Genomic DNA, 17,008 nt, shown 5'->3' with positions numbered 1-17,008 from the left:
CGGCTCCTTATTACTAAGTTTGCATAGTTAAAAAGATTTATAACATTAATGAAACAATTCTTCAAATTCGTTCTGGCCACTATTGTAGGGGTAATTATTTCGGGTATAATAATAGGTGTTGTAGGAGCGGTTCTTGTTATCGGCCTTATTGCATCCGCAGGCAGTGATAAAACTGTAGATGTTAGCTCAAACTCTATTTTATACATGTCGCTTAAAAATCAGATCACCGAGCGTACACCAAACAATCCCCTTGCCGGTCTGGATTTTTTAGGTTTGAATGAAGATAAATCAATCGGCTTAAATGATATCCTGGCTGATATTAAAAAAGCCAAAACCGACGATAATATTAAAGGCATATACCTTGATGAGAGTTATATGACCGCCGGCCAGGCCACTACCGAAGAGATCCGCAACGCACTAATCGACTTTAAAAAATCAGGTAAATTTATTGTAGCCTACGCCGAAGTATATACCCAGGGCTTTTACTACCTGGCATCGGTTGCCGATAAAGTTTATATTAACCCAAAAGGCATTTTTGAGTTTCACGGCTTTAGTTCTCAAACCACTTTCCTGAAGGGAGCACTGGACAAATTAGGCATAGAAGCACAGATCATTAAAGTTGGCACCTTTAAAAGCGCTGTTGAACCGTTGTTCCTTACCAAGATGAGTGATGCCAATAAGCTACAGGTAACTTCATATCTTGGTTCACTGTACAATCATTTTTTAACAGGCATCAGCAAAAGCCGCGGCCTTAACAGGGATTCGTTATTCACTTATGCCGATAATATGCGCATTCAATTTCCTGAGGATGCCTATAAATTGAAGTTGGTTGACGGCTTAAAATATAAAGATGAGATCCTGAACGATTTGAAAAGGCGCACTGGCACTGATTTAAAAGACGACTTAAAAAGCGTTGACCTTAGGGACTACGCTAAAAGCAAAAGTGATGATTCGGACGATAAGGAGGATGATTCATCATCTAAAAACCGTATCGCCCTTGTCTATGCATCGGGCGATATCACCGGTGGCGATGGCGACGATAACAATATCGGTTCAGAAACTATTTCGAAAGCATTGCGCAAAGCTCGTTTAGATGATAAAGTTAAAGCTGTGGTATTGCGTGTAAATTCGCCGGGCGGCAGCTCACTGGCATCTGACGTGATCTGGCGCGAGGTGAAACTCATCCACGAAAAAAAGCCGATCATTGTTTCTATGGGTGATTATGCTGCATCGGGTGGTTATTACATTTCATGTGCAGCCGATTCGATCATTGCCCAGCCTAATACTATTACCGGTTCTATCGGCATTTTTGCTGTATTGCCCAACATGCAAAAACTGTTTAACGATAAACTGGGTGTAACCTTTGATGGTGTAAAGACCGGGAAGTATGCAGATTTGGGCGACATTAGCCGTCCGCTTAGTCCAGCCGAGCGCCTGATATTACAAAACAGTGTGAACCGTGGTTATGATGAATTTACCAAAGCAGTGGCCGAAGGCCGCGGCAAAACACAGGCTTACATTAACAGCATTGGCCAGGGCCGTGTTTGGACCGGTGAACAGGCCCTAAAAATTGGCCTGGTTGACCGTTTGGGGAATATCAACGACGCTATCTCTTCAGCGGCCAAAAAAGCTAAGATCAAAACCTATAATATTGTAAGTTACCCCGAGCAAAAAAGCTTTTTCAACAAGGTGGGCAGCGGTTTGAGCGCCGAAGTACAAACCCGTATGGTGAAAAACGAGCTTGGTGAAAATTACAGGGTTTACCAACAGATAAAAGGTATCACACAAATGATGCGCACCCCTCAAGCCCGCCTGCCTTATGACCTTGTGATCAAATAAAATTTCATTAATACATTAATTTTAATTGTGAAAAGCTGCCCGATTTGGGTGGCTTTTTTTATTTTTAAAAAAACTTAAACCATGAAATATCCGTTGGATTTTTACACTTCATATGGTCAATTTTATGTTTATGACAAAGATTCACCGGACCTGAGAGATTCAGTTAACTTTTGGTCCCATGAAGCATATGAAAATAGATTAGCTATCGAAGAAGGTATGTTAGGCATCGGTACTGAATGTTATGGCCCTGTTAAAGCCGAACTTGAAATTTTAGAATCGGTGAATAACATTGTAGATTTTTCCAGTTTCGATCATGTTGTTGAGGGAGGGATCAACATAAAATCGGGAATAATCCAAATACTTAGTTGCCCAGATTCCGCTGTTCAAATTGAACTAAATACTACACCGGGAAATTACAGGGTTAGAATTTATTCATCAAACCTTGCTTCGGTTGAGGGAGATGAAGGTGATGATTTTTACCGAATAGAGATTTGGCCCGGCGAAAGTATAGAAAGAACGGTTTTAAAAAGATATTTACAGCGTTAGTACACGGGCAAACCTTTGTAAATCTGTTAAATATTATAACTCCTATCCTCTCTTCAAATAAGCATTTGGAACATTCCCTGGCACGTAATCAATCCCGTAGACGTGATTTATAAGCAAGCTAACTATTTCCATAATGGTTTGCTCCCTGCGATGAAATTGTGGCAATGGGTCGATCATATCATAGCTTATCGGCTATGCTGACACTCCAAAATATAAAACTCAACAAAAGGGCTGTTTTTTTTTATGATATGTAAATAGATGTTTAGTATATCTAATATACTAATACTTTAAATGTAATTATGTGACACTCTCACAAAAACAAACCCACCATCTAAGCTGTCATTACAATGGCTTTTTGTATTTTTACCGCCTCATTGTAATTATGGAAAATAAACCCATAGCCCGCACACTTCGATTACTTTCGCAACTCATGGAACTGCATGAGGCTAATCCATTCAAGATCAAATCGGTAGCTAATGCAGCTTTTAAGGTTGATAAGCTCCCCTTCCCTATCGCCGGTAAAAAACTGGATGAACTGGAAAAGATTGATGGCATTGGCAAAAGTATAGCCGGCAAAGTTGCTGAGTTGCTTGAAACCGGCACCATGACCGAGCTGCAGGACATGTTGGATAAAACCCCTGCCGGTGTGGTTGAAATGATGGGTATCAAAGGCATCGGCCCCAAAAAGGTAGCTGTTATCTGGAAAGAGCTGGGCATTGAAAATACCGGTGAGCTTTTTTATGCCTGCAATGAAAACCGCCTTATAGAGGCTAAAGGCTTCGGCCTTAAAACGCAGGAAGAGATCCGTAAGGCTATCGAGTTCAGAATGGCGAGCAATGGTAAGTTCCTTTTTGCCCAGGTTGAAAAGGAAGCCAACGAACTGATGGATGAGGTAAAAGCCATTTTCCCTGATGCGCTAAAACATTTCGCCGGCGAATTCAGGCGTTTGAATGAGATCATCACCGAAATTGTGATTGTAGTTGGCAGTCTTAACCATGATGTTGCCTACGAAGCGCTGGTAAATTCAACCATACTTTGCAATGTAAGTAAAAATCAAAACCATATTCAGGGCGAGCTGCAAAATGGCTTGCTCGTTGATATTGTTTGTGTAGATAAGGCTGATTATTACAAAGAACTATTTATCAATACAGGTACTGATGATCATGTACAAGCCGTTTTCGATAGGATTAATGTTCCTGTTGAACAGCCAGAAACGGAAGAAATGATCTACACCAAGGCCGGCTTAAGCTGGATGCAGCCCGAACTGCGTGAAGGTACCCTGTTTATTGAAAAGGCCGAAAAGAACATACTGCCAACGCTCATTAACTGGCACGACCTGAAAGGCACACTTCATAACCACAGCACCTGGAGCGATGGCGTAAACACCATTGAAGAAATGGCCTTATACTGCCGGGATACCCTGAAACTGGAATACCTGGGCATGTGCGATCATAGTAAAAGCGCCTTTTATGCCAAGGGACTGAGCATTGAACGTGTGCTACAGCAACACGAAGAAATTGATGCCCTTAATAAAAAGCTCGATGGCTTCCATATTTTTAAAGGCATAGAATCGGATATTTTGTACGATGGATCGCTTGATTATCCGGAAGAAATTCTGCAAAAGTTTGACTTTATTGTCGCCTCTGTACATTCCATCCTTAAAATGGATGAAGAAAAAGCTACATCAAGGCTTATTACCGCTATCGAGAATCCGTACACTACCATATTAGGCCACCCTACCGGCAGGCTTTTGCTTAGCCGCGGCGGGTACCCTATTAATTATAAAAAGGTGATAGATGTTTGCGCGGCCAATAACGTAGTTATCGAGATCAACGCCAACCCATTGCGGCTCGATCTCGACTGGCGCTGGCACCAATATGCTTTGGATAAAGGCGTTATGCTTTCCATAAACCCCGATGCCCACCGCATTGAAGGTTTTACAGACATGCATTACGGCATCCTGGCAGCCCGCAAAGGAGGTTTATATAAGGAGATGTGCATGAACGCTATGTCTTTAGAAGAAATCACTAAAGCATTTGCTGTTAAAAGAGGTTAGAGATTAGAGGTTGGGGATCAGAGATTAGCTGATACGCCACCAATGAACTATTGAACTAATGAGCTAATGAACAATCTAAAAGATAAAGCACAATCCATACAGGCAGCAGCCAGCAAACCGGCAATACTGGTAATTGGCGACCTGATGGTTGACCATTATATATGGGGAGATGCCACCCGCCTTTCGCCCGAGGCTCCTGTACCTATTGTAAATGTAAAAAACGAAACCACTACATTAGGTGGTGCCGGGAATGTGGTTCAAAACCTGGTATCATTAGGTGCAAAAGTTATTGTTGCGGGAGTAATTGGAAACGACCAGGCTGCGGGTGAACTGATCAAAATCCTAACCGATGAAGGCGTTGAAACGGACTCTATTATTAAAGATAGCAATCGCCCTACCACAGTAAAAACCCGCGTTGTTGTTGGCAGCCACCAACTGGTACGTGTTGACCGCGAAGTTACCGACGAAGTATCGGAGCCTATTGCCAAAGAGCTTATAAGTAAACTAAGCGGTTATATTGACAACGCAGATATGGTACTTTTATCGGACTATAACAAAGGTCTTTTTTCACCGTTTTTAACGCAAGGCATTATCAGGGCGGCCAATGCTAAAGGCAAAAAAGTGATCATCGACCCCAAAGGGCTTAATTACGAAAAGTATAAAGGCGCTTTTATCATTAAACCTAACCGCAAGGAATTGTCGGAGGCAGCGAAAACCGAAAAGATCAACTCGATAGAAAGCCTGCAACAGGCCGGTAAAGTAATTTTTGAACAAACAGGGACTCAATATATAGTAGTTACCTTATCCGAAGAGGGCATGGTAATACTGAGCGAAGAGGGATATCAAAGTTTACCGGTAAAGGCAACCGAAGTGTTTGATGTAACCGGTGCCGGCGACACTGTACTGGCCACCATGGCATACTTTATGGCAGGAGGTCTGAATATTGAGGATGCCTGCGAACTGGCTAACCATGCCGCTGCTATAGTGATTCGCCGCGTAGGTAGCGCAACAACTACGGTAGATGAGATAATTGAAGATATATTAAAAGGCAAAAGGTGAGATAGAGGTGAAAGGCCAAAGGTTAAAGGCGAAGGGTTTGAAATGTGCTTGCCCTAACCGACTAATGAACTAATGAACAAGTGAACTAATGAACCAAAAGATATTAAACGAACTTAAAGATCACCAGGACACGCTGCAAAGGGTAATCGACACGCTTAGTGGCGATATCGAGGTAGCCTGTGAGATGATCACCTCGACCATAAAAAACGGCAATAAAGTTCTACTGGCTGGTAACGGCGGCAGTGCTGCTGATGCTCAGCACATTGCAGCGGAGCTTACCGGCCGTTATGTGAAAGACCGTCAGCCTTTACCGGGTATTGCCTTAACAGTTGATACTTCGGCGCTTACCTCTATCGCTAACGATTATGGTTATGAACATGTGTTTTCGCGCCAACTGGAGGCATTTGCCAGGCCGGGCGACTTGTTCATCGGCATTTCGACCAGTGGAAACAGTCCGGGGATCTTGGCGGCGTTTGAGTCGGCTAAAAAACTGGAAGTTAAAACATTAGGCCTTTCGGGCAGGGACGGTGGTAAAATGAACGGAATTTGCGATTTGAATATTATCGCGCCATCAAATATTACCGCGCGCATCCAGGAAATGCATATCCTCATAGGGCATATCCTATGTACCGCCGTTGATGACCTTTTTGATTAAATAATACCTTAGAGACGCATCACATGCGTCTTATATTGAGCAATAACAAGGGGACGCCTATGAAGCGTTTCTACAGAAAAAATAAATGAGAACCGGCTTCGAAAAAACCCTTCTTGATAAAATAACCGACTTGCAATCACTGCAAACGCAGGTCAAAAACTGGCAGGCAGAAGGTAAAAAAGTAGTGTTCACCAATGGTGTTTTTGATTTGCTGCACATAGGCCATCTCACCTACCTGGCCAAAGCGGCAGAACTTGGCGACAAGCTGGTGATCGGCCTTAATGCCGATAGCTCGGTAAGGCGTATCAAAGGCCCAACCCGCCCCGTAAATGATCAAAACAGCCGCGCAGCACTGTTGGCGGCATTGTTTTTTGTGGATGCTATCGTTGTTTTTGAAGAAGATACCCCTCTTAATTTGATCAGCTTCCTTCTGCCCGACATACTGGTAAAGGGAGCCGATTATGCAGTTGAAAATATTGTGGGCGCTAAAGAAGTAATAGCAAACGGAGGCGAGGTTAAAACAATTAATTTTGTTGAAGGATATTCATCCACTTCCATAATCGAAAAAATCAGGAACCAGATTTCCTGAACTTAATAACAACATGAAGATACTGGTGATCCGCTTTAGCTCGATGGGTGATATAATTTATACTACGCCTGTTGTGCGCTGCCTCAAAAAGCAGGTCCCTGATGCCGAAGTTCATTTTTTAACCAAACCAGCTTTCAAATACATTTACGATAATAACCAGTATGTTGATAAGTTGCTGCTATTAAAACCCTCGTTAACAGATACCATTAACGACATTAAGGCCGAAAAGTATGATCAGATCATTGATCTGCATAATAATCTTCGCACAAGCATCATCAAGCTGCGTACCGGTATCAAAGCATCAACTTATAAAAAACAGCCAATTTTAAAATGGCTAAGTTTAAAGTTGAAACGCAACCTGGTAGGTAAGGAACATTTGGTTGACAGGTATTTAAAAGCTGTTAAGTTTTTAGGTGTGGTTAATGACGATAAGCCTATCGATTATTATATCAAAGCCCAACACGATATAACTAAATTACTACCGGTTAGTCATCAGCATGGCTATGTTGCTTTTGTAATAGGTGCAACACATTTTACGAAGCGGATGCCTAATTACAAGATCATTAGCATTTGCAGGCAGCTTAATTTACCTGTTTTGTTATTGGGCGGTAATGATGTAAAAGCAAATGGCGATGAAATAGCTACGGCAGTTGGTGAATCTGTTTACAATGCATGCGGAGTAACTTCTCTTGATGAATCGGTTTTCCTGGTATCGCGCGCAAAAAATGTAATTGGTTTTGATACAGGTCTCACACATATTGCCGAAGCGTTTAATGTGCCTATAGCCTCGGTTTGGGGTGGCACCACACCCGATTTGCTGGGGGTTTGGCCTTATAAAGTAAAAGAAACACTGATTGCCGGTATTGAACTATCCTGCCGTCCCTGCTCCAAATTCGGACTTGAAAAATGCCCGCTCGGACACTTTAAATGTATGAACGATATGCCAGAAGCTGATATTGTAGACTTCTCCAATCTTTAATTGCGGGTGTGACCTTGCCTAAGTTATACTTACAAATCCACAATTGTTAATATTTCACCAAAAAACATCAGATACCTTTTAATGTTAGTGTATTTGTATACTTTTGTGTATTAACTTAAATCCCTTACACGATGAAAAAAACATTACTAAGCCTGTGCCTTTTAATGGCATCCTTTGCAGCATTTGCACAATTACCTACTGTTGGTTTTAAAGGAGGTGTAAACTTCGCAACGTTACACGCTACAGTTGACGGGGTTAGCGGCTCCGGCAATTCGGGCAGCTTAACCACATTCAACGTAGGCGCTTTTGTCGATTTTAAATTTGGCAATGTATCATTACAACCAGCCTTAAACTTTACCGGTAAAGGCGGATCATCAAGTGTTTCTTTTGATGACGAAGCAAGCTCTGGCGGCAAAGTAAAACTCTATTACCTGCAAGTTCCGGTAAATGTTGTGTACCACGTGCCTGCGGTAGTCGGTGACTTTTACTTTGGTGCCGGCCCTTACCTTGGTATGGGTGTTTCCGGCAAAGCAAAAGACAACAGCGGCAATTCTGAAGATATTAAATTTGGCAGTGGCCAGGACGAAATTAAAAGAACCGACGCGGGTTTAAATGCTATTGTTGGTTTTAAATTCAGAACCGGTTTCCTGATCAATGCTAATTATGATTGGGGCCTAACCAACATCACTAACGTTGATGGCATCAAACTTACAAACCGTGTTTTCGGTATTTCAGTTGGTTACGCGTTTTAATTAACCTGGCGAAAAATTGAAGTAGACTTTGTCTGTCTTTTATTATAAGGAGAAGCAACAGCTTCTCCTTATTTATTTAGTATTATTGGAAACTTATTATAAATGTCTCACGTTATAATCACAAAACCGTAACATTACAAACCGATCGGTCAACCGTTCAAAATCATGAAAAAGTTATTATTAATACGCCACGCAAAAGCTACCCATGAAAGCGGTTATGTTGATTTTGACCGGCCTTTAAAACAATCGGGTATGCAGGATGCGGTTTTAATGGCCACCCTTTTAAAAGGACAGTTACAAATACCTCAAATTATAATAACCAGTCCGGCACTGCGTACCAAAACTACTGCCGAAATTTTTGCTAACCAGTTTAAACTACCGGCTCCTGGGGAAGACAAAAGAATTTACGAAGCCAGCGAAAACACCTGGGTTAAAGTAGTTAATAGCCTGCCCGATGAATATGATTATATAGGCATAGTTGGCCATAACCCGGGTATAAGCCAAATACTATATTACCTCACCAGCCAGCTAAAAGAGATGCCTACCTGTGCCGTGGCCATCATTACCTTTGAAAATGATACATGGCAATCCATCAGCGAAGAAGACGGGACACTGACGCATTTTGATTCGCCGAAAGGGTAGTCTTAAGTCGGAAGTCTTAAGTTCTAAGTCTATATCTATAGTCTTCTAAAGTCATATTTTTTCAAGACTTTGAACTGGCGACCTAAGACTCCAGACTTATAACACTCAATTTACTCTATAAGTTTTTCCCGGCAGCGAGCTGATATACCCTTGCATTTCCATATTAAGGAGGTTCATGGCCAGTTGGCTCATAGGCATATTAGCCCTTAAAGTAAGATCATCTATGGCAAGCGGCGTTTTATTCTGCTGCAATATCTCCATAATCAGCCGTTCATCTGCCGACAAATCAAAAGGCAGCATAAATTGCTCTACAGGTTTATTGCCATCGTTCTTTTCCCAGCCAAGACTAAAAGCCAGATCGGCGGTGCAGGTGAGTAAGCTTGCTTTATTGTTACGGATCAGGAAGTTACATCCTTCAGAAAATTCATCACCTAATCTGCCCGGGAAAGCAAAAACATCCCGGTTATAGGAGTTGGCAATTTCGGCCGTGATGAGCGCACCTCCTTTGATACTGGCTTCAATCACCACCGTTGCATCGGCAATACCGGCAACTATACGGTTTCGCTGCGGAAAGTTTTCCCTGTCGGGATTAGTGCCTGAAGGGTATTCGGATAATAAGCCGCCGTTTTCGAGCATTTTATCGGCAGTACCCCTATTTTGAGCCGGATAAAGCCTGTCGAGCCCATGGCCCAGTACACCGATGGTTGGCACGTTTAGCTTTATACATTCTTTATGTGCCGCTACATCAATGCCATGCGCCAAACCACTTACTATTAATACATTGTATTGCTGTAATTCTTCAACTAACTGGCGGCATAATTGCCTGCCATAATCGGTAGCGTTACGGGTGCCCACTATACTGATAATGTGGGGCGGGTTAAGATCCATTTTGCCCTTTGCATAAAGCAGCACCGGCGAATCGTGGCAATTTTTTAAGCGCTTTGGGTAACGGGCATCTGTATAAAAAATAACATCGATATCGTGACCTTCTAAAAACTTCAGCTCCTTTTCGGCTTGCCTCAAAGCATCGTCAAAATCCCATTTTACAGCGCGCTTCTCACCTATTCCCGGAATCCTGGTCATTTTTTCGGGCGATGCATTAAACACTTCTTCTACGCTGCCAAGATATGCGATCAACGACTTAGCCGCTACCGGCCCGAGGTTTTTAACAAAAGATAAAGCTACTTTATGGAGTAATGACATTGGGTTTAGACGTACAGATTATAGCCTTGCAAATTATAAATATTCAGGCGATTTTCAAGCAGGACCTGTTATTTGCAATACAATATATAAAGTGTGGATATCATATTTAGCTTTAAACCATATGTCTTTCCTTATTTAATTTGCATATCTGCACATTCCTATTTCGCACATTTATTAAAAAACTACAAAAATAGTTTGCAAACTATAAAAATAGTTTTACCTTTATTCAACTATAAAAATAGTTTGCTATGCATATCAAAGAACTAACCAAAGCCGAAGAGCAGGTAATGCAGATCCTTTGGCAACTGAAGGAAGCCATTGTTAAAGATATTATTGAAGAAATGCCGGAACCTAAACCCGCTTATAACACGGTGTCGACTGTGGTAAGGGTATTGGAAGGCAAAGGCTTTATCGACCATAAGGCCTATGGTAACTCCCATGTTTACTTCCCACTCATCAGCGATGCGGAGTACAAAAAATTCACATTTGATAAGATGATGAAAAACTATTTCAGCAATTCATATCAGAGTTTGGTATCCTTTATCGTGGATGAAAAGAACATCAGCGTTAAAGAACTGGACGAACTAACATCATTAATTGATAAACTTAAAAGCAAACAACAATGAACTGGCTATATTATTTGCTTGAGGCAAACTTGTACCTATGCGTATTTTATGCAGGTTACTGCCTGTTTTTAAATAAGGAAACACACTACACGTTAAACCGCATATACCTGTTATTGAGCTGTGTGGTTTCATTTGTATTACCCGTTGTACAAATTGGCTGGCTAAAACCGGTTGAAACTGCAACAAAAACAATTGTTATCATTCCACAAATGGCTTACCAAACCACTGTGCAAAAACTTACCGTGCAGCCAACGTTAACCTTTAACGGTATTTTGGTTTACGCCTATATACTTGGCACAATAGTACTTACCACAGTACTCTTTATCAGGCTCTATCAATTGGCAAAACTGACTAAGACCACCAAAACTCTGGTTGATGATAAGTATAAACTTATCAATATAGAGGGATCAAACACCGCCTTTTCCTTCTTTAACTACCTTTTTATTGGCACAAAAACCCAGGCTAATAATATCATTATCAGGCACGAGCTGGTTCACATACGTCAAAAACACTCGGTTGATATTGTTTTTCTGGAGCTGATCAAGATCATCAATTGGTTTAATCCGCTGGTTTATTTATTGCAAATCAGCCTGAAAACCATCCATGAATATATAGCCGACGAGCAAACTGTCGCGCAGGAAAGTGATGCCCTTAGCTATTCGTCGTTTTTGGTAAGCAATGCTTATGGGTTAAACGGCTCGCCCCTGGCGCATTCATTTTTCAATTATAACTTATTAAAAAAGAGGATAATTATGTTAAACAAAAAACGTTCGGGGAAATTAGCCAGGCTAAAATACCTCGTGGCCGTACCCATATGCGCCGGCCTGCTTTGCGCGTCAACCTTAGTATTCAGTAAAAGCTATGGGATCATCGACCTGATTCCCGGCCATCGAATTGCTAATCAAAAGCCGACAAATGCGCAAAAAAGCCCTTCAGATACTATAAAAGTAGACCCAATCCGTATAAAAAAGCAAGATCTTACTGTAAAAGGCTATAAATATGAGGAGACAGGTTATCTTATTGATAACAAAACCGATTTCCGGGTAATCGTTACTGAAAAAAATGGAGAACAAAAGGAATATTACAAGAGCAAAGCAACACCAGAACAACTGGCTATGCTGAAAAACAAATACGGCTATACATTCCCTAAAATGTTGATCTATCCAAAACTTCCGCCGCCACCGCCTGTTCCACCTGCCAATGGAAAAAAACCAAAAGTTACCGACGTAAAACTTCCGCCTCCGCCGCCACCTGCAAATCCGGAAAAAGTAAAAAAAACACCTAAAGTAGTAGAAGTAACACCGGTTACCCCGGCAGTACCGGCAGGTTCTGTACCAGCAATTACAGAACGCGTTGCGCCGCCACCACCACCTGCCGATCCATTTCAGAACCTGTATTCGTATGTTGCAAAACACGTTCGCTATCCTTCAAAGGCACGCTTAAACCATATTTCGGGAAGAGTAATCCTAACCTTCAGTATCGATAACGGGAAAATAAACAATGTAAACATTATCAGAGGTGTTGACCAGGAAATTGACAATGAGGTGCAGCGGGTAGTGAATGATTTTGATGGCAACCTTAGTGTAAAATCAGGTTACTATAATATACCTGTAACTCTATCATTGGTAGATGCCCAGGATAAAAAATACGCTTATACCCCTGCAAAACTATATGCTCAGGCAAATACATCCGCCGCTAAGCTTTCAACTACTCTTCGCGAAGTTGTTGTTTTAGGCTATGGCCCCCTGACTGACAATAAGTAAATAAAAAGGCTTTAACAAGCTTTTATAATTGCCGACCGGCCTAAAACCGACCCGGCAATTTTCTGCGTAAATCCCTCCTCTCCCTTTAACAGTCCTGTTTTACAAATCGTTAAATAATTTCTTTAAATATTCAAAAGTTTGTAACTTAGACATATCCCATCGGGACAATTTCTTTTAAAATATATCTAAAACAAAGCAAACACATTAAAATACGCTTTGTTTAATAAGTACCAATTATACTTCCTGGACCTTACCGGTAACCTGATTTTGTTCATTTTTAAACCTCATAACATGAAAAAGTTTGGGATCATTTTAGCAATAGTAGGCATTGTGATGCTTATTGCAGGTAATTTTTTTTATAAGCATACCATCAATGCGGTAGATAGCTCTGGCAGTTCAATTATCACTACCGGCTTAAATGGCGGATGGACATTTAAACTGCCTGTTTTTGCCGGCGGCGCGTTATTTTTCCTGGGGTTTGTTTTTTGGGCAGCTTCACGCACCGACAACCAGCATCATGATCATTTGATATAAGCACCACCCAACCCTACCCGGGAGGGAGGGCTTTTAAAGTCCTAAAAGTCTCCCCTACCGGGGGAGATTTAGAGGGGGCTTTTCACATATATCACCTGTTTTGTTTCGAAAAACTCCTCTTTAAAGTAATCTTTCAGATGATACTGGGTAACTTTTAAGCCCGATTCTTTGATCTCCTGCTCCAAATCGCCTCCCTTTAAATACAGGATGCCGTTGAGTAGTTTGTTATTCGATTGCTTGTTGAATTTACCTTTTACCCATGGATAAAAATCCTTTAACTGGGTAACAGCGCGTGATACTACAAAGTCAAATTTATCCGCAATTTGCTCTGCCCGAAGGTGTGATGCTTTCACATTTCTGAGGCCTAAGGCTGCAGCTGCCTCCGTAACAACCTTGATTTTTTTGCCTATCGAATCAACCAAATGAAATTGTGTTTCGGGGAATAAGATAGCCAGCGGAATACCGGGGAAGCCCCCACCGGTACCCACATCAAGCACATTTTCACCCGGTAAAAAAGCCATTACTTTGGCAATCCCAAGCGAGTGGAGCACGTGACGTTCAAATAAAAGATCAATATCTTTGCGGGAAATTACGTTGATCTGGCTGTTCCAGTGTTCATATAAAGCAGGCAATTTTTCAAATTGCTCACGCTGTTCGGCACTTAAATCAGGAAAATATTGTAGAATTATTTCAGATGTCATCCCTGTTAAAACGGTTAATAATATTGCCAAGCAGGTACCTTGCCCTAAATAATTGGGCCTTTACCGTCCCTAACGGGAGGTCGAGTTGCTGGGCTATTTCTTCGTACGAAAGCTCATCAAAATAACGTAAGGTAATCAGGTTACGATAACGCGTAGGGAGGCTTTCAATTAATGATCTTAGCTCCTGGGTTTGTTGCTTTTTGATAGATGTTTCTTCGGGGTTAAGGCTATCGGCCTTAATTTGCAGCGGCTTTTCATCGCCTTCATCGTCCATCATACCATGAATTGACATGGTGCTCAGTTTCTTTTTGCGGATAAAATCGATGCAATTGTTAGTTGCTACCCTGAAAAGCCAGGTGCTAAAAGCAAAATCAGGCTGGTATTTTTCAAGTTTTTCAAATGCCTTGGCAAACGTTTCAACCGTTAAATCCATTGCATCTTCTTTGTTGTTTACCATCTTAAGCACCATGAAATAAATCGAATCTTTATAACGGTGCATCAAATCGGCATAGGCTTTTTGATCTCCCTGCCTGGCCTTCACTACCAGGTGAAAATCATTCTTTGCGTTCTCGGTAAAGTTGGCGTTTATTTCCATTGAGTAGTTTTTAAAAAGGTACCGATCAATCCAAAAACATTTAAATATGTATAATATAATAGGTCAAAAAAGGGGAGATACCACCAAAGGTCTTTGCCATTAAGTTTTTTAAATATACGATTATAAATGGCCATTTGTAATATCAACCTAAAAACGTACAAACCTAATGCCAGTAACGGCTCATATCTCAAAATAAGGAATAATATCAATAAAATATAGAATATAAACCCGCTAACTGCATCAAAACTAAGCATGCGCCTGTGCTGGTTTTTATACAGTTTCCCCACTCCCATGTGTCGCTTTTTTTGTTTAAACCATGATTTAAAAGTTGTTTTAGCCTCTGTAAACATAAATGATTCGGTACTCAATTCAACCACTGTGTTATCAGGAGTTGCATGCTGGTTAACAAACAGGTCATCATCGCCTGATATTACGTGCATGTGCGAAGCAAAACCTTTTGCACTAAAAAATAACGTTTTTGTATAGGCAAGGTTGCGGCCAATACCCATATAGGGATCGCCGGTTAACGCGCCCGACAGGTAACTGGTTGCTGTTTTTATGGTTTCAAAGCGGGTAAAAGCATTAATAAAACCATCTTTTTTATAATAAGGAGAGTACCCCAAAACTATTTGCACACCGCTTGCAAAATTGGCCGCCATACGGCTTATCCAGTTTTCGGAAGCTGGCTTACAATCAGCATCGGTAAATAAAAGGTGTTCATTTTTTGATGCCTTGATGCCTAAGGTAAGGGCAAACTTTTTACCGGTTTTAAAGCGGTCATGCTCGGTAATGGTAACAACTTTAAGGTGAGCGTATTTTTTTTGCATGGTTTCAAGCACCTCATCGGAAGTATCAAAAGAGCAATCATTGATAACAACCACCTCAAAATCAGGATAGTTTTGTTCCAGTATCGATGGCAGATTTTCCTCTAAGTTACGAGCTTCATTGCGGGCGCTGATAATGACAGAAATGGGGATTAAGACTCTGGGCGGCGGCCCTTCGGCGGGTTTATGGCCTGCAAGGCGGGTATGCCTGCTCACCAGGTAATATAGCTGAACTATAAAACAAAGCTGAAAAAGAATAAAAAGCGCGTCGTGTAAGTACGTTTCCAAACAAAAAAAATAATGAGGCAAATTTGTTAAAAATCAATGAAATTAAGGCTCAATATCAGCGTTAATTTGAAGTTTAATGTACTCTTATTTAATCCCCCTTAAAATAAAAGTACTTTAATTAACATGGTTTTAATATTCAGCACGTTTATAAATAGCTTTTATCCTGCCGCCGTTTTGGAAAGGACGGGCATGAGGGTTTTTTTTGCTAATTTTGCAACCCTAAAATGAAATTTAACTTAACAGCACAAGACCCGCTTTCAAAGGCCCGAGCCGGCGAGATCACTACCGACCACGGTACCATACAAACCCCTATTTTTATGCCGGTAGGCACTGCCGGCACTGTAAAGGCGGTGCACCAGCACGAGCTTAAACAGGATATTTCGGCGCAAATTATATTGGGCAACACTTATCACCTATATCTGCGTCCCGGTTTAAATACACTTGAAAGCGCCGGAGGACTACATAAATTTAATGGATGGGACGGTCCCATCTTGACCGATAGCGGCGGCTACCAGGTATATTCATTAACCGAAGTACGCAAAATAAAAGAGGAAGGGGTTACGTTCCGCTCGCATATTGACGGATCAAAACATTTGTTTACTCCCGAAAATGTAATGGACATTCAGCGCATAATCGGCGCCGATATTATCATGGCGTTTGATGAGTGTACCCCCTATCCCTGCGATTACAACTACGCAAAACGATCGATAGAAATGACCCACCGCTGGCTGAAACGCTGCTGCGACAGATTTGACAGCACCGGGCCAAAATATGGCTACAGTCAAACACTTTTCCCAATTGTACAAGGTTCGGTATATAAAGATCTGCGCGTACGATCGGCCGAAGTAATAGCTTCATATGAGCGCGAAGGTAATGCCATAGGGGGGCTTTCGGTAGGTGAACCGGCCGAAGAAATGTATGCCATGACCGAAATTGTATGCAATATATTACCGCAGCAAAAACCGCGTTACTTAATGGGTGTAGGTACGCCTGTAAACATTTTGGAAAACATAGCTCTGGGTATTGACATGTTTGATTGTGTTATGCCAACCCGGAACGCGCGCAATGGCATGCTTTTCACCAAAAACGGCATCATCAACATCAAAAATGAGAAATGGAAAAACGACTTTTCGGCCATCGAAGATGATAGCGATCTGTTTGCCGACAGAGATTACAGTAAAGCTTATTTACGCCATTTGATCCACTCTGGCGAGATGTTAGGCGCTCAAATCGCCACCTTGCACAACCTCCATTTTTATCTATGGCTGGTTAAAGAGGCGCGAAAAAAAATTATTGCGGGTGAGTTTTACGATTGGAAAAACATGATGGTAAAGCGCCTTGGACAGCGTTTATAATA

The 17,008-nt window shown here is 41.5% G+C and carries 17 protein-coding genes; 13 read left to right on the top strand and 4 right to left on the bottom strand.

The window, feature by feature from the left end:
• Positions 1-48 precede the first annotated feature (48 nt).
• The 9 genes from sppA (at position 49) to ABIC84_RS00615 (ending at position 9,117) form a co-directional block, all read left to right on the top strand.
• Positions 49-1,839: a signal peptide peptidase SppA gene (sppA, locus tag ABIC84_RS00655; RefSeq protein WP_429262362.1), complete on the top strand. Its 1,791-nt coding sequence runs from the start codon at positions 49-51 to the stop codon at positions 1,837-1,839.
• Positions 1,840-1,920: 81 nt separating this feature from the next.
• Positions 1,921-2,385 (top strand): hypothetical protein, encoded by a 465-nt coding sequence (locus tag ABIC84_RS00650; protein WP_429262361.1) that lies wholly within the window; start codon positions 1,921-1,923, stop codon positions 2,383-2,385.
• Positions 2,386-2,767: 382 nt separating this feature from the next.
• Entirely contained in the window at positions 2,768-4,441 is a 1,674-nt protein-coding gene (locus ABIC84_RS00645) for a helix-hairpin-helix domain-containing protein (protein ID WP_429262360.1), read from the top strand.
• A 66-nt stretch (positions 4,442-4,507) separates the two neighbouring features.
• Positions 4,508-5,500 carry a D-glycero-beta-D-manno-heptose-7-phosphate kinase gene (gene rfaE1, locus ABIC84_RS00640; RefSeq protein ID WP_429262359.1) on the top strand — a complete coding sequence of 331 codons (993 nt, stop codon included), beginning with the start codon at positions 4,508-4,510 and terminating at the stop codon, positions 5,498-5,500.
• Positions 5,501-5,588: 88 nt separating this feature from the next.
• A complete protein-coding gene (locus ABIC84_RS00635; protein WP_429262358.1) occupies positions 5,589-6,155 on the top strand; it encodes a D-sedoheptulose 7-phosphate isomerase in 567 nt (188 codons plus the stop codon).
• Between the two features lie 85 nt (positions 6,156-6,240).
• Complete coding sequence (rfaE2, locus tag ABIC84_RS00630; protein WP_429262357.1) at positions 6,241-6,744, top strand: D-glycero-beta-D-manno-heptose 1-phosphate adenylyltransferase; 504 nt, start codon at positions 6,241-6,243, stop codon at positions 6,742-6,744.
• Positions 6,745-6,757: 13 nt separating this feature from the next.
• Positions 6,758-7,723, top strand: coding sequence for a glycosyltransferase family 9 protein (locus tag ABIC84_RS00625; RefSeq protein WP_429262356.1), 966 nt, complete (start codon positions 6,758-6,760; stop codon positions 7,721-7,723).
• A 131-nt stretch (positions 7,724-7,854) separates the two neighbouring features.
• A complete protein-coding gene (locus ABIC84_RS00620; protein WP_429262355.1) occupies positions 7,855-8,475 on the top strand; it encodes a porin family protein in 621 nt (206 codons plus the stop codon).
• Positions 8,476-8,640: 165 nt separating this feature from the next.
• The gene (locus ABIC84_RS00615) at positions 8,641-9,117 is read left to right on the top strand and encodes a SixA phosphatase family protein (RefSeq protein WP_090526524.1); all 477 of its coding nucleotides are present in this window, start codon (positions 8,641-8,643) and stop codon (positions 9,115-9,117) included.
• Between the two features lie 105 nt (positions 9,118-9,222).
• Here ABIC84_RS00615 and dprA read toward each other — a convergent pair whose 3' ends face one another.
• Positions 9,223-10,320, bottom strand: a complete 1,098-nt coding sequence (dprA, locus tag ABIC84_RS00610; RefSeq protein WP_429262354.1) for a DNA-processing protein DprA — start codon at positions 10,318-10,320, stop codon at positions 9,223-9,225.
• 248 nt (positions 10,321-10,568) lie between these two features.
• Between dprA and ABIC84_RS00605 the strand changes: the two genes are divergently transcribed.
• From ABIC84_RS00605 to ABIC84_RS00595, 3 genes are all read left to right on the top strand, one after another.
• On the top strand, positions 10,569-10,946 hold the full coding sequence (locus ABIC84_RS00605; protein WP_090526521.1) for a BlaI/MecI/CopY family transcriptional regulator: 378 nt from the start codon (positions 10,569-10,571) through the stop codon (positions 10,944-10,946).
• Positions 10,943-12,709, top strand: coding sequence for a M56 family metallopeptidase (locus tag ABIC84_RS00600; RefSeq protein WP_429262353.1), 1,767 nt, complete (start codon positions 10,943-10,945; stop codon positions 12,707-12,709). The genes ABIC84_RS00605 and ABIC84_RS00600 overlap by 4 nt, the downstream gene beginning before the upstream one ends.
• Before the next feature lie 291 nt (positions 12,710-13,000).
• Positions 13,001-13,243, top strand: coding sequence for a hypothetical protein (locus ABIC84_RS00595; RefSeq protein WP_091162272.1), 243 nt, complete (start codon positions 13,001-13,003; stop codon positions 13,241-13,243).
• Between the two features lie 68 nt (positions 13,244-13,311).
• Here the strand turns inward: ABIC84_RS00595 and rsmG are convergent, their stop codons facing one another.
• The 3 genes from rsmG to ABIC84_RS00580 are packed head-to-tail and all read right to left on the bottom strand — an operon-like array spanning position 13,312 to position 15,651.
• On the bottom strand, positions 13,312-13,944 hold the full coding sequence (rsmG, locus tag ABIC84_RS00590; RefSeq protein ID WP_429262352.1) for a 16S rRNA (guanine(527)-N(7))-methyltransferase RsmG: 633 nt from the start codon (positions 13,942-13,944) through the stop codon (positions 13,312-13,314).
• Positions 13,934-14,539, bottom strand: a complete 606-nt coding sequence (locus ABIC84_RS00585; protein WP_090526513.1) for an RNA polymerase sigma factor — start codon at positions 14,537-14,539, stop codon at positions 13,934-13,936. The genes rsmG and ABIC84_RS00585 overlap by 11 nt, the downstream gene beginning before the upstream one ends.
• The gene (locus tag ABIC84_RS00580; RefSeq protein WP_429262351.1) at positions 14,530-15,651 is read right to left on the bottom strand and encodes a glycosyltransferase; all 1,122 of its coding nucleotides are present in this window, start codon (positions 15,649-15,651) and stop codon (positions 14,530-14,532) included. The genes ABIC84_RS00585 and ABIC84_RS00580 overlap by 10 nt, the downstream gene beginning before the upstream one ends.
• A 224-nt stretch (positions 15,652-15,875) precedes the next feature.
• Here ABIC84_RS00580 and tgt point away from each other — a divergent pair, with 224 nt between their 5' ends.
• A complete protein-coding gene (gene tgt, locus ABIC84_RS00575; RefSeq protein WP_090526509.1) occupies positions 15,876-17,006 on the top strand; it encodes a tRNA guanosine(34) transglycosylase Tgt in 1,131 nt (376 codons plus the stop codon).
• Positions 17,007-17,008 lie beyond the last annotated feature (2 nt).

The sequence above is a fragment of the Mucilaginibacter sp. 3215 genome (assembly GCF_050433785.1).
Taxonomy (GTDB): Bacteria; Bacteroidota; Bacteroidia; order Sphingobacteriales; family Sphingobacteriaceae; genus Mucilaginibacter.
Note: the sequence above shows the minus strand (reverse complement) of the source record. Positions and strands in the feature narration are given on the sequence as shown.